Origin of the sequence: Streptomyces sp. NPDC048507 (genome assembly GCF_043199995.1) — a bacterium.
Taxonomy (GTDB): Bacteria; Actinomycetota; Actinomycetes; order Streptomycetales; family Streptomycetaceae; genus Streptomyces.
Genome location: NZ_JBICWZ010000025.1, coordinates 36,644 through 60,752 on the forward strand (window position 1 = coordinate 36,644; position 24,109 = coordinate 60,752).

General features: G+C 72.7%; 21 protein-coding genes. 8 read left to right on the top strand and 13 right to left on the bottom strand.

Features of this window, described 5'->3' with window-relative positions:
• The first annotated feature begins 39 nt into the window (after nt 1-39).
• Together ACGFXC_RS35230 and ACGFXC_RS35235 are read left to right on the top strand one after the other, a co-directional pair.
• Nucleotides 40-1,398: an AI-2E family transporter gene (locus ACGFXC_RS35230; RefSeq protein ID WP_393718992.1), complete on the top strand. Its 1,359-nt coding sequence runs from the start codon at nt 40-42 to the stop codon at nt 1,396-1,398.
• Nucleotides 1,382-2,059: a hypothetical protein gene (locus ACGFXC_RS35235; protein ID WP_393718993.1), complete on the top strand. Its 678-nt coding sequence runs from the start codon at nt 1,382-1,384 to the stop codon at nt 2,057-2,059. The genes ACGFXC_RS35230 and ACGFXC_RS35235 overlap by 17 nt, the downstream gene beginning before the upstream one ends.
• Nucleotides 2,060-2,117: 58 nt before the next feature.
• Here ACGFXC_RS35235 and ACGFXC_RS35240 read toward each other — a convergent pair whose 3' ends face one another.
• Nucleotides 2,118-2,657 (bottom strand): alkyl hydroperoxide reductase, encoded by a 540-nt coding sequence (locus ACGFXC_RS35240; protein ID WP_393718994.1) that lies wholly within the window; start codon nt 2,655-2,657, stop codon nt 2,118-2,120.
• 3 nt (nt 2,658-2,660) lie between these two features.
• Nucleotides 2,661-3,215: a peroxiredoxin gene (locus ACGFXC_RS35245; RefSeq protein WP_393718995.1), complete on the bottom strand. Its 555-nt coding sequence runs from the start codon at nt 3,213-3,215 to the stop codon at nt 2,661-2,663.
• Nucleotides 3,216-3,380: 165 nt separating this feature from the next.
• On the opposite strand from ACGFXC_RS35245, the gene ACGFXC_RS35250 reads away from it, so the two are divergent.
• A complete protein-coding gene (locus tag ACGFXC_RS35250; protein ID WP_393718996.1) occupies nt 3,381-4,334 on the top strand; it encodes a hydrogen peroxide-inducible genes activator in 954 nt (317 codons plus the stop codon).
• A 43-nt stretch (nt 4,335-4,377) separates the two neighbouring features.
• On the opposite strand, the gene ACGFXC_RS35255 is transcribed toward ACGFXC_RS35250, so the two are convergent.
• The 5 genes from ACGFXC_RS35255 to ACGFXC_RS35275 all read right to left on the bottom strand — a co-directional run bounded on the left by ACGFXC_RS35255 (nt 4,378) and on the right by ACGFXC_RS35275 (nt 9,577).
• Nucleotides 4,378-6,735, bottom strand: coding sequence for an FtsX-like permease family protein (locus tag ACGFXC_RS35255; RefSeq protein ID WP_393718997.1), 2,358 nt, complete (start codon nt 6,733-6,735; stop codon nt 4,378-4,380).
• On the bottom strand, nt 6,732-7,418 hold the full coding sequence (locus ACGFXC_RS35260) for an ABC transporter ATP-binding protein (protein WP_393718998.1): 687 nt from the start codon (nt 7,416-7,418) through the stop codon (nt 6,732-6,734). The genes ACGFXC_RS35255 and ACGFXC_RS35260 overlap by 4 nt, the downstream gene beginning before the upstream one ends.
• Nucleotides 7,415-7,939 carry a PadR family transcriptional regulator gene (locus tag ACGFXC_RS35265; RefSeq protein ID WP_393718999.1) on the bottom strand — a complete coding sequence of 175 codons (525 nt, stop codon included), beginning with the start codon at nt 7,937-7,939 and terminating at the stop codon, nt 7,415-7,417. The genes ACGFXC_RS35260 and ACGFXC_RS35265 overlap by 4 nt, the downstream gene beginning before the upstream one ends.
• Before the next feature lie 469 nt (nt 7,940-8,408).
• Nucleotides 8,409-8,669: a hypothetical protein gene (locus tag ACGFXC_RS35270; protein ID WP_393719000.1), complete on the bottom strand. Its 261-nt coding sequence runs from the start codon at nt 8,667-8,669 to the stop codon at nt 8,409-8,411.
• Nucleotides 8,666-9,577, bottom strand: coding sequence for an SPFH domain-containing protein (locus tag ACGFXC_RS35275; protein ID WP_393719001.1), 912 nt, complete (start codon nt 9,575-9,577; stop codon nt 8,666-8,668). The genes ACGFXC_RS35270 and ACGFXC_RS35275 overlap by 4 nt, the downstream gene beginning before the upstream one ends.
• Nucleotides 9,578-9,820: 243 nt before the next feature.
• Here ACGFXC_RS35275 and ACGFXC_RS35280 point away from each other — a divergent pair, with 243 nt between their 5' ends.
• Nucleotides 9,821-12,091, top strand: a complete 2,271-nt coding sequence (locus ACGFXC_RS35280) for a transglycosylase domain-containing protein (RefSeq protein ID WP_393719002.1) — start codon at nt 9,821-9,823, stop codon at nt 12,089-12,091.
• Between the two features lie 84 nt (nt 12,092-12,175).
• On the opposite strand, the gene ACGFXC_RS35285 is transcribed toward ACGFXC_RS35280, so the two are convergent.
• The 3 genes from ACGFXC_RS35285 to ACGFXC_RS35295 all read right to left on the bottom strand — a co-directional run bounded on the left by ACGFXC_RS35285 (nt 12,176) and on the right by ACGFXC_RS35295 (nt 16,834).
• Nucleotides 12,176-14,365 (bottom strand): SpoIIE family protein phosphatase, encoded by a 2,190-nt coding sequence (locus tag ACGFXC_RS35285; protein ID WP_393719003.1) that lies wholly within the window; start codon nt 14,363-14,365, stop codon nt 12,176-12,178.
• A 254-nt stretch (nt 14,366-14,619) separates the two neighbouring features.
• Nucleotides 14,620-15,327 (bottom strand): DUF402 domain-containing protein, encoded by a 708-nt coding sequence (locus tag ACGFXC_RS35290; protein ID WP_393719004.1) that lies wholly within the window; start codon nt 15,325-15,327, stop codon nt 14,620-14,622.
• A 103-nt stretch (nt 15,328-15,430) separates the two neighbouring features.
• Nucleotides 15,431-16,834: a class II fumarate hydratase gene (locus tag ACGFXC_RS35295; protein WP_393719005.1), complete on the bottom strand. Its 1,404-nt coding sequence runs from the start codon at nt 16,832-16,834 to the stop codon at nt 15,431-15,433.
• Nucleotides 16,835-16,941: 107 nt separating this feature from the next.
• On the opposite strand from ACGFXC_RS35295, the gene ACGFXC_RS35300 reads away from it, so the two are divergent.
• A complete protein-coding gene (locus ACGFXC_RS35300; protein WP_393719006.1) occupies nt 16,942-18,471 on the top strand; it encodes a ricin-type beta-trefoil lectin domain protein in 1,530 nt (509 codons plus the stop codon).
• 52 nt (nt 18,472-18,523) lie between these two features.
• Here the strand turns inward: ACGFXC_RS35300 and ACGFXC_RS35305 are convergent, their stop codons facing one another.
• Nucleotides 18,524-19,291, bottom strand: coding sequence for a glycerophosphodiester phosphodiesterase (locus ACGFXC_RS35305; RefSeq protein WP_393719007.1), 768 nt, complete (start codon nt 19,289-19,291; stop codon nt 18,524-18,526).
• A 53-nt stretch (nt 19,292-19,344) separates the two neighbouring features.
• On the opposite strand from ACGFXC_RS35305, the gene ACGFXC_RS35310 reads away from it, so the two are divergent.
• Entirely contained in the window at nt 19,345-19,689 is a 345-nt protein-coding gene (locus tag ACGFXC_RS35310; protein ID WP_393719008.1) for a hypothetical protein, read from the top strand.
• A 4-nt stretch (nt 19,690-19,693) separates the two neighbouring features.
• Here the strand turns inward: ACGFXC_RS35310 and ACGFXC_RS35315 are convergent, their stop codons facing one another.
• The gene (locus tag ACGFXC_RS35315) at nt 19,694-21,385 is read right to left on the bottom strand and encodes a fumarate hydratase (RefSeq protein WP_393719009.1); all 1,692 of its coding nucleotides are present in this window, start codon (nt 21,383-21,385) and stop codon (nt 19,694-19,696) included.
• Between the two features lie 161 nt (nt 21,386-21,546).
• Between ACGFXC_RS35315 and ACGFXC_RS35320 the strand changes: the two genes are divergently transcribed.
• On the top strand, nt 21,547-22,233 hold the full coding sequence (locus ACGFXC_RS35320) for a DUF1707 domain-containing protein (protein WP_393719010.1): 687 nt from the start codon (nt 21,547-21,549) through the stop codon (nt 22,231-22,233).
• 174 nt (nt 22,234-22,407) lie between these two features.
• A complete protein-coding gene (locus tag ACGFXC_RS35325) occupies nt 22,408-22,809 on the top strand; it encodes a WhiB family transcriptional regulator (RefSeq protein WP_385324103.1) in 402 nt (133 codons plus the stop codon).
• A gap of 98 nt (nt 22,810-22,907) precedes the next feature.
• Here the strand turns inward: ACGFXC_RS35325 and glpX are convergent, their stop codons facing one another.
• Entirely contained in the window at nt 22,908-23,939 is a 1,032-nt protein-coding gene (glpX, locus tag ACGFXC_RS35330; protein ID WP_351828550.1) for a class II fructose-bisphosphatase, read from the bottom strand.
• Nucleotides 23,940-24,109: the final 170 nt, after the last annotated feature.

Sequence of the window (24,109 nt, forward strand, 5' to 3'; positions counted from 1 at the left end):
TCGTGCGAGGCGACCGTACGGCGGGGGAAAGGGAACGACATGGCGAAGAGGGCAGGCTGGCTCGGCCGGCTCGGCAACAGGCTGAGCCGGATGGAGGCCCGCCTCGACGAACGGCGGGCCGAGGTCGAGGCGGAGGCCGCCGGAGCCCCCGCGGACCCCGTCGTCGCCGTCGCCGAGGAGCGGGTCCCGCTGCCGGCGCCCGCCCGCCCGGCGGCGCCCGTACGGCCCGATCCGGTGACCGTCATCCCGTGGGGCATGCGCGTCGCCGCGGAGGCCAGCTGGCGGCTGCTGCTCCTGGCCGGGATGCTCTGGGTGCTGATGAAGGTGATCAGCGAAGTGCGCCTGGTCGTCCTCGCCTTCGCCGCCGCCCTGCTGGTGACCGCCCTGCTCCAGCCCTTCGTGGTCCGGCTGCGCCGGCTCGGGCTGCCGCGCGGACTGGCCACCGCCGTCACCGCGATCCTCGGCTTCGTCGTCATCGGACTCGTGGGCTGGTTCGTGGTCTGGCAGGTGATGGAGAACCTCGACGACCTCTCCAACCGGCTGCGCGAGGGCATCAACGAGCTGAAGACCTGGGCACTGGACAGTCCGTTCCACGTGACCGAGAAGCAGATCAACGACATCGCGAAGAACCTCAGCGAGACGATCGGCACCAACACCGAGGAGATCACCTCCGCCGGGCTCCAGGGCGTGACGGTACTCGTCGAGGTGCTGACGGGCATGCTGCTCGCGATGTTCTCGACGCTCTTCCTGCTCTACGACGGCAAGCGCATCTGGCACTGGGTGCTCGGTCTGGTCCCGGCCGCCGCCCGCCCGGGCCTGGCCGGCGCCGGCCCGCGCGCCTGGCGCACGCTGACCGCGTACGTGCGCGGGACGGTGCTCGTCGCACTCATCGACGCCGTCTTCATCGGCCTCGGGCTGTACTTCCTGGACGTGACGATGGCCGTCCCGCTGGCCGTGTTCATCTTCCTGTTCGCCTTCATCCCGCTCGTCGGCGCCGTGGTGTCCGGAGCCCTCGCGGTGGTCGTGGCCCTGGTGACGCAGGGGCCGTTCATCGCCCTCATGGTGCTCGTGGTGGTGCTGGCGGTGCAGCAGATCGAGGGGCACGTGCTCCAGCCCTTCATCCTGGGCCGCGCGGTACGGGTCCACCCGCTCGCGGTGGTGCTGTCGGTGGCGGCCGGCGGGCTGATCGCCGGCATCGGCGGTGCGGTGGTGGCGGTGCCGCTGGTCGCCGTCACCAACACGGTGGTCGGATACCTGCGGGCCCACGCGCGCGAACTGCACCCGGGCGGCCCCGTCGGGACCGGTCCCTCGCCGCACGGGGCCACGGCCCTGACGGTGGCCGAGCCGGCGGGCGGGCCGGAGTCCGGTCCGGAGGCCGGGGATGATCAGCGAGCCTGAGCTCGTGGGGGACCCGCCCGGGCGGGCCGGGGACCGGGTGGGGGGCGCGGAGCCGGTCCGCCGGGCGCGGTCCGGCGAGGGGGGCCCGCGGGGCCGTTGGTGGTGGGCGCTGGGCGGGGCGCTGGCCGCCTCCGCCGTGTGGGCCGGGACGCTCGCCGTGCAGGAACGTTTCAGCGAATCGGCGCCCCCGCTCGCGTACCGGCAGACCGGGAACCTCTGCCAGGAGGCCCCGCTGGCCACCCTCGGCAAGCTCCTCGGCACCTTCGACCCCGGCCGCCCCACCCACGCCGAGAGCCCCGCGCTGGACTGGGCGTACTGCGGGTACGGCACCGAGTGGAGCGAGGGCAGCGGCTCCGTCCAGGGCCGGCTGCTGGTCGAACTGCACCGCCTGGACGACCCGGAGCCGGTCTTCGGGGTGGGCACCGGCCTGGACCCGGAGATGCGCACCGGCGGCTCCGCGGACGTGCAGGAGGTGCCCGGGCTGGGCGAGCGGGCGCTGCTGACCCGCCACGTGGCGGCGCCCCAGCTCCAGGTGCTCGACGGCGGGGCGGTCTTCACGCTCGCCCTGCAGTCCTTCGGCGACGGGGAGTGGGACGAGGACGCCGTCGCGGTGGCCATGATCGAGGACGTCCGGCAGCTGATGGCCCGGCTGCACCGCTGAACGCGCGGGGCCCCCGCGGCCGGTGCGGCTGCGGGGGCCCTGTGACCCGTACGGGTGACTACTCGGCGGCCAGGGCCGCTTCGGCGTCGAGGGTGACGGCGACGGCCTGGATCACCGAGGCGATCTTGAAGGCCTCCTGGACCGTCTCGCGGTCGACGCCGGCCTTGCGCAGGACCTGCTCGTGCGAGTCCAGGCACTGGCCGCAGCCGTTGACCGCGGAGACCGCGAGCGACCACAGCTCGAAGTCGACCTTGTCCACACCGGGGTTGCCGATGACGTTCATCCGCAGACCCGCGCGCAGCGTGCCGTACTCCGGGTCGGAGAGCAGGTGACGGGTGCGGTAGAAGACGTTGTTCATCGCCATGACGGCGGCCGCGGACTTGGCCGCCGTGTACGCCTCCGGCGACAGGTTGGCCTTCGCCTCGGGCTCCAGCTCGCGCAGGACGCGCGCGGAGCGGGCGGCGATCGCGCAGGACAGGACGGTGCCCCACAGCTGCTGCTGCGAGAGCTTGTCCTGGTTGCCGATGACCGAACCGAGGTTCAGCTTCAGGTCCTTGGCGAAGTCCGGGACGGCGGACTTGAGGGAGTCGAGGGACATGCGTCACTCACCGGCCAGCAGGGAGCCGGCGTCCAGGGTGCCCTCGCCCTTGTTCCAGTTGCAGGGGCACAGCTCGTCGGTCTGCAGGGCGTCGAGGACCCGCAGGACCTCCTTGGGGTTGCGGCCCACGGAACCGGCGGTCACCATCGTGAACTGGATCTCGTTGTTCTGGTCGACGATGAAGACCGCGCGCTGCGCGAAGCCGTCCTCGCCCTGCACGCCGCAGGCCTGCATGAGCTCGTGCTTGGAGTCGGCCAGCATCGGGAAGGGCAGGTCGCGCAGGTCGGCGTGGTCCTTGCGCCAGGCGTGGTGGACGAACTCCGAGTCGCCGGAGACGCCGAGGACCTGGGCGTCACGGTCGAGGAACTCGTCGTTCAGCTTGCCGAAGGCGGCGATCTCGGTCGGGCAGACGAAGGTGAAGTCCTTCGGCCAGAAGAACACCACGCGCCACTTGCCCTCGTAGGTCTTGTGGTCGATCTGGGCGAACTCGCTGCCGGCTTCGAGCGAGACGCAAGCGGTCAGATCGTAGCTGGGGAACTTGTCACCGACAGTGAGCACGTGCTCTCCTTGCGGACAGGAAAGTGACCCTTTTGGGGGCTTTCCAAGGGGGTTGGACGGATCTCACATGCTGGCACAGCTGCATTGATTACGGAAATAGCTACTCTGATCCCGGGTGATCGGAGGTACCTATCAGTGGCTGTCGGTAGTAGGGGACCGCACCAGGTGAAGCAGGCGAAGCAGGCGCGGCAGGCCAGGCAGCCGACGCTGGCGCAGCTGCGCGCGTTCGCGGCGGTCGCGGAGCACCTGCACTTCCGCGACGCCGCGGCGGCCATCGGCATGAGCCAGCCCGCGCTCTCCGGAGCCGTCTCGGCGCTGGAGGAGGCGCTCGGGGTGCGGCTGCTGGAGCGCACCACCCGCAAGGTGCTGCTCTCGCCGGCGGGCGAGCGGATCGCCCTGCGCGCGCGGGGCGTGCTCGACGCGATGGGCGGCCTGCTGGAGGAGGCCGAGGCGGTACGGGCCCCCTTCACGGGGGTGCTGCGGCTCGGGGTGATCCCCACCGTGGCCCCGTACCTGCTGCCGACCGTCCTCGGGCTCTTCCACCGGCGCTACCCGCGCATGGACCTCCAGGTGCACGAGGAGCAGACGGCCTCGCTGCTGGAGGGGCTGTCCGGCGGGCGCCTGGACCTGCTGCTGCTCGCCGTACCGTTGGGCATGCCCGGCGTCACGGAACTGCCCGTCTTCGACGAGGACTTCGTCCTGCTGGCGCCGCGCGAGCACCCGCTGGCCGGGCGCCGGGACATTCCGCGCGAGGAACTGCGCGAGCTCCAGCTCCTGTTGCTCGACGAGGGGCACTGCCTGCGCGACCAGGCCCTGGACATCTGCCGGGAGGCGGGCCGCGCCGCCGGAGCGGACGTCACGACCACCGCCGCCGGACTCTCCACGCTCGTCCAGCTGGTCGCCGGGGGACTGGGGGTGACGCTGCTGCCGCGCACCGCGCTGCGGCTGGAGACCGCCCGCAACGAACACCTGGCCACCGGCTGCTTCGCCGAGCCGGCCCCCTCGCGGCGGATCGCCCTGGCCATGCGGACCGGGACGGCCAGGGCGGAGGAGTTCCGGGCCATCGCCGCCGCCCTGCGCGAAGCCGTACGCCCGCTGCCGGTGTGGCCCACCGACTAGCGGCGGACCGTACGGGAGCGGGCGTGCGGGGGCGGGCGCCGGGTCACTCCGTGCGCAGCCCCTCCGGGCGCATCAGGCGCAGCAGCGGCGGCAGGCTGAGCAGGGTCACCAGCGCGACCACGCCCCCGCCGACGCCGGTCATCGCCAGCACCGAGGCCCAGTCGATCCGGACGGGCCGGTTCGCCATCCGCAGCAGCACCGAGCCCAGGGCCACCCCGATGCCGGTGGCCAGCGTCAGACCCAGGCCGATGGGCAGGGCCGTCTGCCACAGCACCGACATGCTCAGCGTCGAGCGCTTCGTCCCGAAGGCGACCAGGGCCGACAGCAGCTTGCGGCGTTCGCGCAGTTGTTCCAGCTGCGAGACCAGCAGGCTGCTGCCGATCAGGATCATGACCCCGGCGGCGCCGAAGAACAGACCGGTGCGGACGGCCGAGAAGTTGGCGTCCTGTCCGGACCGCTTCAGGGTCATCGCGGTCGCGAGCGGGTCGGCCCTGAACGCCGCGGTACGGGCCCGGTCCAGGCCGTCCGGGCGGCTCTCGTCGACCTGGACGTAGATCTGCGAGCTCTGGGCGAACCCCAGCCCCTTCGGGGCGGCCGACGGAGTCAGCAGCAGCCCGCTGCGCAGGCTGCCGGTCGGATCCGGGCGGGGCGTCGCGGTGCGCGCCCCGGCGGGGAAGGTGAAGGCGACCGGGGCCTGCGGGGCGCTCCCGCCGATCCCCTCGAAGCCGTGCACGTTGCCCCCGTAGAGGCGCTCTCCCGGCCGGGCCGTGGAGGCGGGGTCGGGGGCGCCGGCGGCCGTGTTCAGCGCGAAGGCGTCGCCGTCCGCGCAGCCGTCGAGCCGGGCGAGTTCGGCGAGGGCCTCGCAGGTGCCGACGGTGACGGTGATGTCGTCGCCGTCGGTCTGCGGCACCCGGGCCGCGGAGAAACCGGTGACCGGGACGGTCCGGGTGATCCCGGGGGCCGCGGCGACCTGCCGGGCGACGGATTCGGTGTCGGCCTCGTGGCCGCTGGGCACCAGGATCGAGATCGTGGCGCGCCCCGGGTCCTGGCCGGTCTCCTTGGTGTAGCCGCCCTCGGCCCCGGCGAAGGTCATCTGGAGGGCGATGGCCCCGGCGACCGCCACCGCGATCCCGTTGGCCAGCCGCGCGGCCCCGCCGCTGTCGACCTGGAGCCGGCGCACGGCCAGCTGCCAGGAGACCGGGCCGCCCGACAGCGCGCCGGCCAGCCGCTCCAGCAGCCAGGGCAGCAGTGCGGTGATGCCGATCAGCAACAGCACCACGCCGCCGCCGACCTGCCACTGGTTGAAGTTGCCGTGGTCGTTGCCGCGGCCCATCAGCGGAGCCAGCAGCCCCAGTCCGGCGAGCGGCAGCAGCAGCCGCCACCAGATGCGCCGGCTGCGGGGCTTGGCCGTCCGGACGACGCCCAGCGGTTCGATGACCACGCCGCGCAGCGCGAACAGGGTCACGCCCACGGCGGCGGCCGGCACCGTGCAGGCGACCAGCAGTGCCAGCCACGGAGCGGGGTCCAGGTCGGCGGGGAAGACGCTGCGCCCGCCCAGGGTGAGCGAGCCGACGAGGGTCCGCCCGGCGAGGAAGAACAGCACTCCGGCTCCGAGCCCGACCACGGCCCCGGCCATCGCCTCGCCCGCGGCGATCCGGCGCACCATCCGGCTGTCGGCGCCCACCAGGCGCAGGGCGGCGAGCCGCCGGTCGCGCCGCTCGCCGCCGAAGCGGACGGCGGTGGCGATGAACACGGCCACCGGCAGCAGCAGGGCGACGAAGGTCAGGACGACCAGGAGCAGCAGGACCGGATCGAGCCGCTGCCTCTCGATCGCCCGGCTGAAGGCCTCGACCCGCTGGATGGCGTAGTCCTGCGGGCCCGCCCGGTGGAGGTCGGCCGAGCCGGCGTAGAAGAACAGGTCGCCGGGGCCGGTCAGGCCCGCGTCACCGATGGTCTGGGTGGGCTTCCAGCGGTCGAACCGCTCCTGCAGCAGCGGGTGTTCGCCGGAGGTGAGGAGCTCGCGCAGGGCGGGGGAGACGGCCATCTCGCCCGGCTTCGGCAGAGCGGAGAGGCCCGGCGGCAGCGGGGCGCGCGGGCCCTCGGCGCGCACCAGCCGACCGTCGATGTCCCGGCTGCGGTAGGTCATGTTGGCCCCGGCCATGAGCAGGGTGTCCGGGCCGGGCGCCAGTTCCTGCCCGGAGCTCACCGGGACGCGGGCCTCGCCCCGTTCGCCGCGGGCGGCCATGGCGCTCGGGATGGCCGTGCTGATCAGCAGGAGCGCGACGCCCAGGCCGATGCCGGCGGCGGTGAGCGCGGTGCGCGTCCAGCCCTCGCGGCCGCCGCCGAAGGCGAAGCGGACGCCCATGGCCAGATCGCGGATCCACACCGTGGCCGAGCTCATACGATCCGCTCCATGTCGCGGGACTTCCCGTCGCGCACGACGATCTCGCGGTCGGAGTAGGCGGCCACGCGGGTCTCGTGGGTGACGAGCACGACGGCGGCGTTCGCGGAGCGGGCGGCCTCGGTGAGCAGTTGCATCACCAGTTCGCCGTTGAGGGAGTCCAGGGCGCCGGTGGGCTCGTCGGCGAAGATCACCCGGGGCCGGGTGACCAGGGCCCGGGCCACGGCGACGCGCTGGCCCTGGCCGCCGCTGACCTCGCCGGGGCGCTTGGCGCCGAGGTCCTCGACCTGGAGGCGTTCCATCCATTCCAGTGCCTCGCGCTCGGCCTGCTTGCGCTTGACGCCGGTCAGCCGCAGGGGCAGCGCGACGTTCTCCACGCAGGTCAGTTCGGGGACGAGCTGGCCGAACTGGAAGACGAAGCCGAACTCGCTGCGGCGCAGGGCGCTGCGCTCGGCGTCGTTCATGGCGGAGAGCTCGCGGCCGGAGTAGGTGATGGTGCCGGAGTCGGGCGGGACGATCCCGGCGAGACAGTGCAGCAGGGTCGACTTGCCGGAGCCGGAGGGGCCCATGACGGCGACGACCTCGCCGGGGTGGATGGAGAACCCGGCGCCGTCGAGCGCCTTGGTGGGTCCGTAGGCCTTGTGCAGGCCGGTGGCGCTGAGCAGGGTTCCGGCCGGGGTCATCGGCGTACCTCCCGGGCGAGCTGGTCGAGGCGGGCGGCGGTCAGTTCCAGCCATCGGAGGTCGGCCTCCAGGTGGAACAGGGCGTGGTCGCAGACCAGCTGGTCGGCGAGGTCGCCCTTGCGCTTGCGCTGGGTGAGGATGCGCATCAGCCGCAGGTGCTCGGCGCGCTGGGTGTCCAGGAGCTCGTCGGCGCTGCGGCCGGTGAGCAGTGCGAGGACGACCTTGGTGTAGAGGGTGGTCTGGAGGTAGGGCTCGGGCTTCTCGGGCTGGGCGAGCCAGGCCCCGACGTCGGTGATCCCGGCGTCGGTGATGGCGTACCGCTTGCGTTCGGGGCCGCCGCCGCTCTCCAGGCCGTCGACCTCGACGAGGCCGTTCTTCAGGAGCCGGGACATGGTCGAGTAGACCTGCCCGTAGGCGAGGGGGCGGTCGTGGCCGAACTTCTCGTCGAAGGCGCGCTTGAGGTCGTAGCCGTGGCGCGGGCCGGCCTCCAGGAGGCCGAGGAGGGTGTGACCGATGGACATGGCCAGGACTATACACGCGGTGTATACGCTCGATGTATAGAGGCGCTGGACGCGGTGCGGGCCGCCTGCGGCGGGCATGCGCGAGCCCGGGGAGGCGTGCGGCCTCCCCGGGCGGGGGCGTGTGCCCGGGCCGGGCGGTCGTGCGTGCGTGCGGGCGGGCAGGGCGTGTGCCCGGGCCGGGTGGCCGCAGGGGCCGGGCGGTCCTGCGTGCGTGCGGGCGCACGGGCCGGGCGGTCGTGCGTGCGGGTCGGGCGGGCCGGGCGGTCGTGCGGGCCGGTCGTGCGGGCCGGGCGGGTGGGCGCACGGGCCGGGCGGTCGTGCGGGTCGGGCGGGCGGGTGTGCGGGGTTGTGGGCCCGGGCTCGGCGGGCGGGCGCACGGGCCGGGCGGTCGTGCGTACGGGCCGGGCGGGTGGGCGTGCGGGCGGGTGTCCGGGCCCGGCGGGCGGGCGTGCGCGGGCCCGGCGGGGGCTCAGGCGTCCGGCTGGCCGGTGCGCGGACGGCCGCGCGGCGGGATGGGGGCGGCCCCGCCCGGGAGGCGGCCCGTCTCCGACAGGGCCCGGCGCAGGAGGAACTCGATCTGCGCGTTGGCGCTGCGCAGCTCCTCGCCGGCCCAGCGGGCGAGCGCGTCGTAGACCTGGGGGTCCAGGCGCAGCAGCACCTGCTTGCGCGGCTGCCGCGCCGCCCGGGGGGCCGCCCGGTCGGCCTCCGCGTCCTCGCCGCCGGGGCTCACTGGTAGAGGGTGCCCGTGTTGATGACCGGCTGGGCGGCGCGGTCGCCGCAGAGGATCACCATCAGGTTCGAGACCATGGAGGCCTTGCGCTCCGGGTCCAGGTCCACGATGTCCTCCTCGGCCAGTCGGGTCAGGGCCAGTTCCACCATGCCGACCGCGCCCTCGACGATCTGCTTGCGGGCCGCCACGACCGCGCCGGCCTGCTGGCGCTGGAGCATCGCGGAGGCGATCTCCGGAGCGTACGCGAGATGCGTGAAGCGGGACTCGATGATCTGCACGCCCGCCGTCTCGACCCGGCTGGCGAGCTCCAGAGCGAGCTTCTCGGTGATCTCCTCGGCGTTGCCGCGCAGCGAGAGCCCGCCCTCCTCGTGGGCGTCGTAGGGGTATTCGATCGCGATGTGCCGCACGGCCGTTTCGGTCTGCGTCTCCACGAACTCCGTGAAGTCCTCGACCTCGAAGACCGCCCGCGCGGTGTCCGAGACCCGCCAGACCACGACCGCCGCCAGCTCGATCGGGTTGCCGTACGCGTCGTTGACCTTCAGTACGGCCGTCTCGTGGTTGCGCACCCGGGTGGAGATCTTCTCGCGGGAGGTCAGCGGGTTCACCCAGCGCAGTCCGTCGGTGCGGATCGTGCCCCGGTAGCGGCCGAAGAGCTGGACCACGCGGGCCTCGCCCGGGGCGACCGTGTTCAGTCCGCTCATCGCGATCACCGAGGCGAGGACGAGCAGGACGCCCAGCGCGATCAGGGCCCCCTTGGTGCCCGCCGAGGCGGACCCGGCGCCGAGGGCGATCAGCCCCGCGCCCGCCACCGTCCCGGCCAGTCCGAGCAGCAGGGCCAGCCCGCCGCCGACGCTGCGCGCCGTGAACTCCCGTACTTCGCTCGGCTGCTTGTCCACCGGCGTTGTCATGGAATACCCCCGTTTGGTGTGGGGCGTCCGGCCGTGGCCGGCCGGAGCGCCTATCAAAGTGATATCACTTTTTGCGTTAACCGCAACCCATCGGGTCTCATGAGCGTCGGTTCCATTGGCGTGGGTGCTGATTCTCACGTCCGAATTGACCGGTATTGATCAGGGTTAGCCAACCTTTGTCACAGCCTGCGGTGTTAGTTTTCTGAGCTGACGTCGGGGGGGTAATCGAGCGGAGCGGGAGCGATGGGCCGAGCAGAGGCGCGACGGGCGCAGCAGCAGCGCGGTGCGCGGAAAGCGCCACGCGGGCGTGCGGGCGGGTCGACCGGGAAGAAGCGCAGCGGCATACGTCGCTTCCTGAACTGGAAGACGATCCTGGGGACCGTCCTCGGAGGCATCCTGCTCCTGGTCCTCGGAGCGGTGATCCTCTACTTCTCGGTGGACCCGCCGGACCCGAACAAGAACGCCACGCTCCAGAGCAACACCTACAAGTACGCCGACGGCTCGGTCATGGCCCGCACGGGCACGATGAACCGCGAGATCCTCCCGATCGACAAGATCCCCGAGGACGTCCGGACCGCGTTCATCGCCATCGAGAACAAGTCCTTCTACAAGGACAGCGGCGTCGACCTGGTCGGTGTGGCCCGCGGCCTCTTCAACACGGCCACCGGCCGCGGCAAGGCCGGCGGCTCGACCATCACCCAGCAGTACGTCAAGAACTACTACCTGACGCAGGACCAGTCGGCGACCCGCAAGCTCCGGGAGCTGGTGATCTCCGTCAAGGTCGACCAGCGCATGGAGAAGAACGAGATCCTCGCCGGCTACCTGAACACCAACTTCTACGGCCGCAACGCCTACGGCATCCAGGCCGCCGCCCAGGCCTACTACGGCGTCGACGCCGAGAAGCTGACCCTGGAGCAGGCCGCCTACCTCGCCGCCGTCATCCAGGCCCCCAGCCAGTACGACTGGGCGACCGCCGGTCCCAACGGCAAGCGGCTGGTCATGATCCGCTTCAACGCCGTCCTCGACAACATGGTCGAGATGGGCAAGCTGGACCAGGCCAAGCGGGCCACCCTGAAGTTCCAGGAGCCCATCAAGCCCAAGCCCCAGCCGGGCATGGACGGCCAGAAGGGCTACCTGGTCCAGGCCGCCAAGGCGGAGCTGGGCCGCCAGGGCATCAAGGACGCCGACATCACCGCCGGCGGCTGGACCATCACGCTCAACATCGACAAGAAGAAGCAGGGCGCGCTGGAGAAGGCCGTCCAGGACGAGCTGGAGTCCAAGCTCGAACGCAAGAACGTCCAGGAACGCCCGCAGGACCAGAGCGTGCAGGCCGGCGCCACCTCCGTGGACGCCAAGACCGGCGCGATCGTCGCGATGTACGGCGGCGTGGGCCTGACGGAGAAGGCCGAGAGCAACGCCCTGCGCACGGACTACCAGCCGGGCTCGACCTTCAAGCCCGTCGTGCTGGCCACCGCCCTGGAGAACGGCGCGAAGACCCAGGACGGCCGGCCGATCACCCCGAACGCCCTCTACGACGGCACCAGCAAGCGCCCCGTCGTCGGCAGCGCGACCGCCTTCGCCCCGCAGAACCAGGACAACATCAACTACGGCGACCCGATGCTCACGGTCCAGGAGGCCACCAACTCCTCCGTGAACTCCGTGTACGCGCAGATGATCGTCGACGCCAAGCCGGAGAAGGTGAAGCAGACCGCGCTCTCCCTCGGCATGACCGACCGCGACGGCTGGCCGGCCGACCGGCCCGCCATGTCGCTGGGCACCATGAGCGCCAACACCGTCGAAATGGCCGGGGTCTACGCCACCTTCGGCAACCACGGCAAGAAGGTCACCCCGACCATCGTCAAGAAGGCCGAGCACGCGGACGCGGAGTTCAAGGCCGTCAACCCGATCGGGGCCCAGGTCCTGACGCCCAAGACCGCCGACACCGTCACCAAGGTGCTGACCGGCGTGGTCGAGGACGGTTCGGGCAAGGCCGTCCGCAGCTCCGCCTACGACGCCGCGGGCAAGACCGGTACCACCGAGTCCAACGTGGCCGCCTGGTTCACCGGCTACACCCCGGAACTGGTCACCGTCGTCGCGATGTTCGGCGAGGACCCGGGCTCGCACAACCAGGTCACCCTGACCGGTACGGCCGGCAAGGGCCGTGCGGGCGGATCCAGCTTCCCCGCCCAGATCTGGCAGGCCTACACCCTGGCCGCGCTCAAGGGCCAGAGCACCGGCCAGTTCGACCTCTCGGACGCCGAGATGGGCACGCCGCCGGCGCCGACCCGCTCCCCGTCCCCCTCGTCGACCCAGACGATCACCCCGTCGCCGACGACGTCCGCCACCCGCCCCACGGGCACCCCGGACCCGACCGGCAGCTCCGGCAAGCCGGACCCGACGGCGCCGACGAAGAACCCGACGCCGCCGACGAAGAACCCCACGCCGCCGACGAAGGACCCGACCCCCACCAAGGAGCCGACCCCGCCCGAGCGGCCGGACTTCCCGCACCTGTAGCCGCAAGGCCCCGTACGCACCACCGCCCCGCGGCGATCACGCCGCGGGGCGGTGGTGCGTGGTGCTCGGTGCCTGCGGTCGCCGTCAGCGGCGGTCGTGGGACCCCGGCAGGGGCAGCTCGAACCAGACGACCTTGCCGCTGCTCAGCCGCGTGGCACCCCAGCGGCGCGCCAGCCGGTTCACCAGGAACAGGCCGCGGCCGCCCTCGTCCGTCTCCCGGGCCCGGCGCTGGCGCGGCAGCTGCGGGGAGTCGTCGCCGACCTCGCAGCGCAGCACGTCCGTCCGCAGCAGCCGCAGGGTCACGGGCCGCTCCGCGTACCGGACGGCATTGGTGACCACCTCGCTCACCAGCAGTTCCAGCGAGTCGCTCAGCTCCTCCAGGCCCCACCGCGTCAGCGCGCGCCGGGCGAACCGGCGGGCCCGGCCCGGGGCGGTCTCCTCCGGGTCGAGGAACCAGTACGCGACGTCGCTGGGCGCGATCCCCTCGAAGCGGGCCGCGAGCAGCGCGATGTCGTCGTCCCGGTCGCCCGGGCCCAGCATGTCCAGCACGTCGTCGCAGAGCGCCTCCAGCGGCGGCGAGTGGTCCAGCCCCGTCAGCTGCGCCGTGGTCGCCAGACGCTCGCGCAGCTGCTCGATGCCGGTCCAGACGTCCCGCAGCCGGGACTCCACCAGGCCGTCGGTGTACAGCAGCAGGGTGGCCCCGGCGGGGGCGTCCAGCTCCACGGCCTCGAAGTCCACGCCGCCGACGCCGATGGGGGCGCCCGGCGGTACGCGCAGCACCTCGGCGCGGCCGCCCAGGTGCAGCAGCACCGGCGGCGGGTGGCCGGCGTTGGCGATGGTGATCCGGTGCGAGACCGGGTCGTAGACGGCGTACAGGCAGGTGGCCATCCGGTCGGAGCCGAGCCGCTGCGCCTGCTCGTCCAGGTGGTGCAGCACCTCGGCGGGCGGCAGGTCCAGCTGCGCCAGGGTCTGCGCGGTGGTGCGCAGCTGTCCCATGATCGCGGCGGAGGTCATGGAGTGCCCCATGACGTCGCCGACGACGAGCGCGACCCGGCTGCCGGGCAGCGGTATGGCGTCGTACCAGTCACCGCCCACCCGGGCCGTCTCGGCGGCGGGCAGGTAGCGGGAGGCGAGCCGCACCCCGGTGGGCTGGGGGAGGCTGTCGGGCAGCATCGTGCGCTGGAGCTCGTCGGCGATGTAGGCCTCGCGGCCGTAGAGCACCGCCTTGTCGATGCCGAGCGCGGTGTGCGTGGCCAGCTGGGCGGCGACGAGCAGGTCGTTCTGCTCGAAGGCGTCCCGGTCCGGGGTGCGCAGGAACACCGCCGCGCCGATCACGCGCCGGCGGCCCCGCAGCGGGGCCAGGATGGCCCGCTGGCCGCGCGGCACCGGGTGCTCGGCCCCCAGCAGCTCCGGGAGCGCGTCCCGGGCCCCGGCGGCCGAACCGAACACGGGGCGTACGCCGCGCAGCACCTCGGCGAGGGCCCCGCCGGGGCGGATCTCGCACAACTCGGCGGCGGGCAGGTCGCCCTGAGGGCCGACCAGCTGCAACTGGCTGAAGTCGAGCTCGCCGGCGGCCCCCGTGGCCGGGGTGCCCTCGCCGCCCTCGCCGAGGGCCAGGTCGTCGATCGGCCGGAGCCGGTCGGTGCGCCGGAGCCGCAGGACGACCGGGCCGACGGGCCGCTCGTCGCCGACGGGCAGCGGGTCGCGCAGGTAGACGAGGATGGCGTCCGAGAAGGTCGGGACGGTCGCCCGGCACAGGCCGAGCACGATCTCGTCGAGGTCGATGCCGCGTGCGATCCGCCGGGTGGCCGCGCCGACGAAGCGCAGCCGGTCGCCCTCGCGGCGGGCCACGCTCACCTCGCCGGGGCCGGTTGCGCCGCCGCCCGCTCCCGCGCCCGAGCCGGAGCCCGGTACGAGAACGGCGCCGGTGGCGGGGAGCTGTGCGGCGGGCGCGCCGGGAGCGGGCGGGAGCGGTCCGCCGTCGCCGGTCCCGGCGCCCTCGCGCCGGCCGGCGTTGCGCGCGGCCTCGCCGTCGCGCGTGCGGGCCCCGGCCGGGCCGGTGTCCGCCGCGCCGTGCCCGGAGCTCCGGGGGCCCTGCGGTCCGCCGGCGGCGGCCGCGCGGGGGCGCGGGAGGTCGGCGGGCTGAGTCTGTGCATGCGTGCGTACGGCCTCGGCGGCCGCGATGGGGGCCTTGCCGTGGCCGGGCTCGTCCGTACCTCCGCCGGGGGCGACGACGGGCTGCGGGCCCTCCTGGGAGGTGGGGTACTCCGTCACGCGTGGAATTCCGTCCGTTTGCGCTCGATGTGCGCTGCACTCAACTCGGTCAGTCGCGGTATACCCGCTCAGCGGCGGGGGCACCATCACCCCCGGTTTCCGCGTCCCGCTCGTTACCTCTCTCGTTCGGCGCCGACCTCCGGTCAAGTCCCGGCCGCCACGGGTCATTTGCTGCTACGGAGGCCAGGAGGCCCCCCGCGCACGACCGGCGGAGGACGATCCTACGTTTGAACCCCGGGGGCGCATCAAGGGTCTCATGAGGTCATATGCGCCGGGGTGCGGTCCCAGTCCTCCGGCAGGGCCGGAACCGTCCAGGCCGGATCGGGCCGCCAGTCCTGCCAGCCGTCGCGGAAGGGCGATCCCCAGCCCTCGATCAGCCGGACCGCCGAGCGCCCGGCGGCCTCGACCCGCGCGGCTTGTCGCGGGTCCAGCAGGCCGATCCGCCGCGCCTGGGCGAACTCGTCCTCGTCGCGCCAGGCGTAGCTGCGGTCCGGGTAGACGGAGATGTCGAGGAAGTGGTCCACGGAATCCACTCCCGCGGACCAGCGCGAGCGCGGCTCCTCCAGGTTCACGTACCAGTTCTTGAAGTGCCAGCCGCGCTCCCAGAACAGCCACACCGACCAGGGCTCCCCGGGCCGGGCCAGCTTCAGCACGCCCGCGCCGAACCAGCGCGACCGCGCGGTGGTGCGCGGCGCGGTGTAGCGGGTGGCGAGCGGTTCCTCGTGCACGGGGGTGCCGTCGGCGAGCACCGGCTTGACGCATTCGGTGCCCGGGGCCATCCACACCGCGAGCAGGTCCTCGGTGTCGCGGACCACGGTCACGGGGCGGGCGATGTGCACCCGGCCGCCGGAGCCCGGGGCGTGGTCGCGGTAGCGCCAGAGGATCCGGTCCCCGGGCGCCCAGTGCCCGCCCTCGGCGGGGCCGGGCCCCGCACCGCTCCCGGACCTGTGGGTACCTGTCATGCGCAGATCTTAGGGCGGCCGCCCGCGAAACGGCTGCGGTGCAGGTCACGGAGGGGTGCGGGGACGGTAAACGACCGGATTTCGGCCCCTGGGCGGGGGCTCCTCAGGGGCGGGTCATCCGCAGGACGTCGAGGGCCTCGTCCAGTTGTTCCAGGGTGAGCGCGCCCCGGTCGACGTAGCCGGACTCCAGCACGACCTCGCGGATCGTCCTGCGCTGGGCGAGGGCCTGCTTGGCGACCTTGGCGGCCTCCTCGTAGCCGATGTAGCGGTTGAGGGGGGTGACGACGGAGGGCGAGGATTCGGCGTACTCCCTGGCCCGCTCGGAGTTGGCGGTGATCCCGTCCACCGTGCGGTCGGCCAGCAGCCGGCTCCCGTTGCCGAGCAGCCGGATGGATTCGAGGAGGTTCCTGGCCATCACCGGGAGCATCACGTTGAGCTCGAAGTTGCCCGCGGCGCCCGCCACGGCGACCGTCGTGTCGTTCCCGAGCACCTGCGCGGCGATCATCAGGACGGCCTCGGGCACGACCGGATTGACCTTTCCGGGCATGATCGAGGATCCCGGTTGCAGATCCGGCAGATTGATTTCGGCCAATCCGGTGCGCGGTCCCGAGGCCATCCAGCGCAGATCGTTGCAGATCTTGGTGAGCGAAACGGCGATCGTACGGAGCATTCCGGAGGTTTCCACCAGCGCGTCCCGGGCGCCCTGGGCCTCGAAGTGGTTGCGGGCCTCGGTCAGCGGCAGCCCGGTGGCCGCCGCCACCTCCGCGATGACGGCGGCGGAGAAGCCGGGCGGGGTGTTGATGCCGGTGCCGACCGCGGTTCCGCCCAGCGGCAGTTCGGCGAGCCGGGGCAGGGCCGCGCGCAGGCGTTCGACGCCGAGGCGGATCTGGGCGGCGTACCCGCCGAACTCCTGGCCCAGGGTGACGGGGGTGGCGTCCATCAGGTGCGTGCGGCCGGCCTTGACCACGTCGGCGAACGCGGCCTCCTTGCGCTCCAGGGCGGCGGCGAGGTGTTCCAGGGCCGGGATCAGCTCGCCGCAGACGGCGGCGGTGGCGGCGATGTGGATCGACGAGGGGAAGACGTCGTTGGAGCTCTGCGAGGCGTTGACGTGGTCGTTGGGGTGCACGTCGCGGCCGAGCCGCTCGGAGGCCAGGGTGGCGATCACCTCGTTGGCGTTCATGTTGGACGAGGTCCCCGACCCGGTCTGGAACACGTCGACGGGGAAGTGCGCGTCCCAGCGGCCCTCGGCGACCTCGGCCGCGGCCGCCCGGATCGCCCCGGCGACGTCCGCGTCCAGCACCCCGAGCTCCGCGTTCACCGCGGCGGCGGCCGCCTTGACGCGGGCCAGGGCCTCGATGTGGGCGCGCTCCAGGTGCTGGCCGGAGAGCGGGAAGTTCTCCACCGCGCGCTGGGTCTGCGCCCGCCATTTGGCGTGCGCGGGCACCCGTACGTCGCCCATGGAGTCGTGCTCGGTGCGGAACCCTTCGGCCCGCCGGTCATCGGTCATGTTCGTGGCCTCCTCAAAAAGTTGAGCAATTGTCTTGTTCGAAGTGTTCCCAACTCCCCTACCCGCCAGTAAATACCGTGGGTAACACTGACATCGGGGAGGCGTTCATGGCACGTGCGCGTACGAGAACGGGATTCAGATCTACCTTCGCGGTGGCCGTGGCGGCCCTGGCCGCCCTCGGGGGCGTCACCGCCGTCACCCCCATGGCCCAGGCGGCCCCCGCCGCCGCGGCCGCCGCCACACCGCTTTCGCCGGAGCTGGAGGCCGTCCGGGCCGCCGAGGCAACCAGGATCTACGGGAACCCGGCGATCCGCCCGATGGGCGAGCGCAAGACCGGGCTCATCTCGCTCGGCGACAGCGAGATCTCGGGGGAGGGCGTCGGGAACTACGACCCCGCCACCAACACCTCCGCCAACCAGTGCCACCGCTCGCCGGACTCGGCGATCCACCGCACCGGCATCCCGGCGGACCTCACCTTCAACGTGGCCTGCTCCGGCGGCTACACCGGCAACATCCGGATCGGCGGCAGCAAGCAGTACGCCGACGAGCTGGTGCAGAGCGACAGCCTCGCGATCAAGGCCCGCAACACGAAGATCAAGATGGTGCTGCTGGTCGCCGGGGCCAACGACGACCTCCAGTTCGGCCCGGTCATGACCGACTGCGTGACCCGCTGGGTGCTCAGCCAGGGCACCTGCGAGCCCAAGTACGGGCCCGGCTGGCAGGCCCGCGTGGACGGACTGCGGCCCAAGGTGGAGGCCACCGTCGCCGACCTCAAGACGGTCATGCGCGACGCGGGCTACGCCGACTCCGACTACAAGCTCGTCGTGATGGGCTACCCCAGCCCCATCGGACCCGACTTCAACGACAACCCCTCCTTCCCCGGCAAGCTCCCCGGGGGCTGCGCCGGCTACGACTCCGACGCCGCCTGGGGCCGCAACTACGCGGTGCCCACCTTCGAGAAGGGCATGCGCGCCGCCGCCCGTGCCTCCGGCGCCCTCTACCTGGACAACTCCCGGCTCTTCCAGGGCCACGAGGTGTGCATGGAGGACGCCTGGGCCCGCGGGCTCTACCTCGACCTCGGGGACCACTTCCCGTGGGACGAGAACACCGCCCGGCAGTCCTTCCACCCCAACTACCGCGGCCACGGCGCCTTCGCCTCCTGCCTGACCCAGCTCTACGACTCCGGCCTGCGCGAGGCCTCCTGCGCCGACCCCGCCAGCACCGGGACCCCCGTCCTGGAGGCCGGCGCCTGGGACGACCTCTACAAGCCGCTGAAGAACGAGGCGACCGGCAACTGCCTCGACGACTTCGCCGGCTCCAGCGCCAACAACACCAAGGTCGTCGGCTGGGACTGCCACGGCGGCCGCAACCAGGGCTGGTGGTTCGACCCCGCGCGCGGGGCCGTCCACACCGAACTGACCCAGGACCGCTGCCTGGACGTCCCCGGCGCGAACTACGCGGCCGGCACCGGGCTGGTCCTGTGGAACTGCCACGGCGGAGCCAACCAGAAGTTCGTCCGCGACGGCGCCACCCTGCGCCCCGCCTCCGCCGCGGGCCAGTGCCTGACCCTCTCCGCCGCCCACGAACAGCTGCGCCTGCAGCCCTGCAACGGCTCGGCCGCCCAGCGCTTCGCGTAACCCCGCCGTCCCCGCGACCCCCACACCCGGCCGGTTCCGGCCGGCCGGGTGCTCACATCCCCCGCAGCACCTCGCGCACCTCGCGCGGCCGGTTCGTGATGAGCGCGTCCACGCCGAGACGGACGCACAGCTCCACGTCCTCGGGCTCGTCCACGGTCCACACCCGCACCGCCAGCCCCTTGGCTTTCAACCGCCCCACCAGACCCGGGTCCTGGCGCACGAGCTCGATGCCCGGACCCGCGTGCGCGGCGAACGGCGGGCGCGGCGGCCGCAGCCGGCGCTCCATCAGGTACACCGCCGGCAGTCCGGGCGCGAGCCGGTGCAGCCGGGTCAGCGCCGTCCGCGAGAAGCTCATCACCTCGACGCGCCCCGACGCCCCGTCGGCCAGCCCGTTCTCCCGCAGCATCCGCACCAGCTCGGCCTCCAGCCGGCCGCCCGCCCGGGTGGGGTGCTTGGTCTCGACGGCGAGCCCCACGGGCCGGTCCGCGGCCAGCGCCTCCTTCAGCAGGTCCTCGAAGAGCAGCACCCCCGCCCCGCGGTGCGCCTCGCCCTTCCACCGGCCGAAGTCGAGGGCGGACAGCTCCTCGTACGTCATCGCGGAGACCACCCCGCGCCCGTCGGAGGTCCGCTCCACCGTCCGGTCGTGCACGCACACCAGCCGCCCGTCGGCGCTCAGGCGCACATCGCACTCCAGCGCGTCCGCCCCGTCGGCGATGGCCTGCCGGTAGGCCTCGACGGTGTGCTCGGGAAAGGCGTGCGAGGCCCCGCGATGAGCGATGACCCGCACGTCACGGGGGGTGCGCAAGAACGCTTCAGTCATGCCGCAGACGTTATCCGGATGCGGTGTACGCCACCGTGCGCGATCCTCCCCGAATGGCTGAACTCTTCACGACGCTCCACTGCGAGCCCTGTGCCTCCTGCCGGTTCGAGGCGTGGCAGCACGTCGTGTACGGACGGCTGCGCTGGGAGGAACAGCAGTACTGCCCCGCGTCGGGGGTCCAGGCCTGCGACGGCGGCTGGGGGCCGCCGCCGCCCCGGGTCCGGGAACGGATCGTCGCCGCGGAGGGCACCGTCCGGCTCGCCGCGGGCGGGCCGGACGGCGTCCCGCTGAAGGCGGTCCGCGCGCTGTACGGGCTCACGCTGCCCGAGCTGCGCGCGGCCCGGCGCACCGGCCTGGCGGCGACCCCGGTGGAAGCCCGCCTGCTGCGCGCCCCCTGAACCCTCAGGCCAGGCCCGGGCCGCGGACCGGGATGTGGGTGAAGGTGGGCTCCGGGGCCGGGTTCTGGAAGAAGTCGTTGCCCTTGTCGTCCACGACGATGAACGCCGGGAAGTCCTCGACCTCGATCTTCCAGACCGCCTCCATGCCGAGCTCCTCGTACTCCAGGACCTCGACCTTCTTGATGCAGTCCTGCGCCAGCCGCGCCGCCGGGCCGCCGATCGAGCCGAGGTAGAAGCCGCCGTGCGCACCGCACGCGTCCGTCACCTGCTGCGAGCGGTTGCCCTTGGCCAGCATGACCTTGGAGCCGCCCGCCGCCTGGAACTGCTCGACGTAGGAGTCCATGCGGCCGGCCGTGGTCGGGCCGAAGGAGCCGGAGGCGTAGCCCTCGGGCGTCTTCGCGGGGCCGGCGTAGTACACCGGGTGGTCCTTGAGGTACTGCGGCATGCCCTCGCCCGCGTCCAGCCGCTCCTTGATCTTGGCGTGCGCGATGTCGCGGGCCACGACCAGGGGTCCGGTCAGGCTCAGGCGGGTCTTGACCGGGTGTGCGGTCAGGGTCGCCAGGATCTCGTCCATCGGCCGGTTCAGGTCGATGGAGACGACGTCCGCCGCGTCGTTCAGGTGCTCGTCCGTGGTCTCCGGCAGGAACCGCGCCGGGTCCCGCTCCAGCTGCTCCAGGAACACGCCCTCGGCGGTGATCTTCGCGGTGGCCTGGCGGTCGGCCGAGCAGGACACGGCGATGGCCACCGGCAGGGACGCGCCGTGGCGCGGCAGACGCACCACGCGCACGTCGTGGCAGAAGTACTTGCCGCCGAACTGCGCGCCGATGCCGATCTTCTGGGTCAGCTCGAAGACCTGCTGTTCGAGGGCCTCGTCGCGGAAGCCGTGGCCCAGCGCGGACCCCTCGCGCGGCAGTTCGTCCAGGTAGTGCGCGGAGGCGTACTTGGCCGTCTTCAGGGCGTGCTCCGCCGAGGTGCCGCCGACCACGATCGCCAGGTGGTAGGGCGGGCAGGCCGCCGTGCCGAGCGAACGGATCTTCTCCTCCAGGAACTTCATCATGGAGGCCTCGTTGAGGACCGCCTTCGTCTCCTGGTAGAGGAAGGACTTGTTGGCCGAGCCGCCGCCCTTGGCCATGAAGAGGAACTTGTACGCGCCGCCGTCCGTCGCGTACAGCTCGATCTGCGCGGGCAGGTTCGAGCCGGTGTTCTTCTCCTCCCACATGGTGAGCGGGGCCATCTGCGAGTAGCGCAGGTTCAGCCGGGTGTAGGCGTCGAAGATGCCGCGGGAGAGCGCCGCCTCGTCACCGCCCTCGGTCAGCACGTTCTGGCCGCGCTTGCCCATGACGATCGCCGTGCCCGTGTCCTGGCACATCGGCAGGACGCCGGCCGCCGCGATGTTCGCGTTCTTCAGCAGGTCCAGCGCCACGAACTTGTCGTTCGCGCTCGCCTCCGGGTCGTCGATGATCCGGCGGAGCTGGGCCAGGTGCGCGGGGCGCAGGAAGTGCTGGATGTCGTGGATCGCCTCTTCGGCGAGCGCCCGCAGCGCCTCGGGCTCGACCTTGAGGAACGTACGGCCGTCCGCCTCGAAGGTGGAGACGCCCTCGGCCGTCACCAGCCGGTAGGGGGTGGTGTCCTCGCCCAGGGGCAGCAGATCGGTGTACGCGAACGCCGGGCTGGGGGGGCGGGGGGCAATCGACATGACGGCAGTCATTCCTCACTCGGCAGACGGCGCTGGCGACCATTTGGCAGCGCGGTTAACCAGCGTAGGACCTCGCCCGGGCGCTTCGTCTGTGAGGTAAGGCTCACTGGCCCCCACCGGGGGAGTATCGCGATCTATCGTGTCTCGCTATGCTGGGCTCCGTGGACCTGGAAAAGCACCCCGCCGCCCCTGCCCCCGTGGCCCCCGCCCCCGCCGGGCTGCGCGCCTCCGACGCCGACCGGGACCGGATCGCCGACATCCTCGCGCACGCCCTCGCGGAGGGCAGGCTGACCGCGGAGGAGCACTCCGAGCGGCTGGACTCCCTCTACGCCTTCAAGACCGTGGGGGAGCTGGAGGTGCTCGTGCGCGACCTCCCGGCCGGCGCCGCCGCGGCCGGCGACGCCCCGCGGCCGGCCTTCCCGGCCGGGCCGGCGTCCCCGGCGGCCCCGGGCGAGGGCCCCGTCGAGACGGTCGTCGCCGTGTTCAGCAGCTCCGCCCGCAAGGGCCGCTGGCGTCCGGGGGCCCGCACCCGCGCGGTCTCCGTCTTCGGCGACATCACCATCGACCTCACCGAGGCCGTCTTCGAACAGCAGGTCACCGAGATCAACGTGACCGCCGTCCTCGGCAACGTCGAGGTCCTGGTGCCGGAGAACGTCACCCTGCGCGGCTACGGCAGCGGCGTCCTCGGTAACTTCGAGGTGCGCGGGGAGGGCGCCTCGGCCGACCCGCAGGCGCCGGTGGTGATCGTCCGCGGGTTCGCCCTGCTGGGCAACATCGAGGCCCACCCCAAGCCCGGATCCCGCCTGGTCGACCTGGCGCAGCGGCTCCGCAAGCGACTCGACGGCTGAGCCGCGCGGCCGTCCGCGCGCGGTCCCGCGCGCCCGTGCGCGGGTGTCCCGTGCCTGCGGCGTATTTCGGACGAACCTCCCCCCGGCGGCGTCACACGGGGCTTAGGGGCACGTACAGCGGGTAGGGACTGGTGCATCGTCTCTCGCTCGCGTATACGTCGTCAGGAGTAGACCGTGCCGCATCCGCCGCATCAGTCCCTGCAGGCAGCCGCCGTCCAGAGTCTTCAGACGCGCCCGGTGGCCGCCGTGCCGAAGCCTCGGGTGCCGGCCAGGGAAGAGGACGGCCCATGGCACGCGGAGGCGGTGTGCCGCAGGGACGAGGCGGGCCTGTTCTTCGCGCCGTCCAAGGAGCCCACCGCGGCCCGGCTCGCCCGCGAGGAGGCCGCGAAGCGGGTCTGTGCGCGCTGCCCCGTGATGGTCGCCTGCCGCGAGCACGCGCTGCTGCAGCCCGAGCCCTACGGGGTCTGGGGCGGCCTGACCGCCGCCGAGCGCCGGGTCGTGCTCGGCCGCCGGCGTCGGCGCGCCGCCGAACTGCTCCCGGGTGCGGGCACGCCCCCGGTCGCCGCCGCGGGCTGAGACGTGGAACGGACGAAGGGGCGGTCCCCCGCACCGGGGCCGCCCCTTCGCCGTGCCGTCTGTGGCCGGACCGTTCCCGCTCCGTACCCCTGCGGGCGCTACTTCGCCCGGTCGAAGTCGATCGCGCTGTAGGCGCGCAGCTTCGAGAGGCGGTGGGTGGAGTCGATCTGCCGGATCGTGCCGGACTTCGAACGCATGACCAGCGAGGACGTGGTCGCGGTCTCCGCGCGGTAGTGGACGCCGCGCAGCAGTTCGCCGTCGGTGATGCCCGTCGCGACGAAGAAGACGTTCTCGCCGGAGACCAGGTCGTGCGTGCTCAGCACCCGGTCCAGGTCGTGGCCGGCGTCGAGGGCGCGCTGGCGCTCGGCGTCGTCCTTCGGCCACAGCTTGCCCTGGATCGTGCCGCCGAGGCACTTGATGGCGCAGGCCGAGATGATGCCCTCGGGGGTACCGCCGATGCCGAGGAGCAGGTCCACGCCGGTGCCCTCGCGCACCGCCATGACCGAGCCCGCGACATCGCCGTCGGAGATGAACTTGATCCGGGCGCCGGTCTCCCGGATCTCCTTGACGATGCCCTCGTGGCGGGGGCGGTCCAGGATGACGACCGTGACGTCCTCGACGGCCATGCCCTTGGCCTTGGCGACCCGGCGGATGTTGACCGAAACGGGGGCGTTGATGTCCACGAAGTCGGCGGCTTCGGGACCGGTGACGAGCTTGTCCATGTAGAAGACCGCGGACGGGTCGAACATGGTGCCGCGGTCGGCGGCCGCCAGGACGGCGATGGCGTTGGGCATGCCCTTGGCGTTGAGCGTGGTGCCGTCGATCGGGTCCACGGCGATGTCGACCTCGGCACCGGTGCCGTCGCCGACCTGCTCGCCGTTGAAGAGCATGGGGGCTTCGTCCTTCTCCCCCTCGCCGATGACGACGACGCCGTTCATCGAGACGGTGGAGATCAGCGTCCGCATCGCGTTGACCGCGGCGCCGTCCGCGCCGATCTTGTCGCCGCGGCCGACCCACCGGCCCGCGGCGAGGGCCGCGGCCTCGGTGACCCGGACGAGTTCCAGGGCGAGGTTGCGGTCGGGGGCTTCGGGAGAGACTTCGAGCTGGGGCGGCAGGTTGTGCTCGGTCATCGGAGCGCACCTTTCTGTACGACGACGGCCGGGATGTGAGGGTGCTGGAACTCTATCGGTACGTCGACATATTGAGCAGAGCGGGTCACGTATGAGCGCATTATCGGTCGAGCGTGTCTGCTGAGCGGACACCCCGCGTCTACCCCGCCGTCCCCCGCGGCACTCCCGGC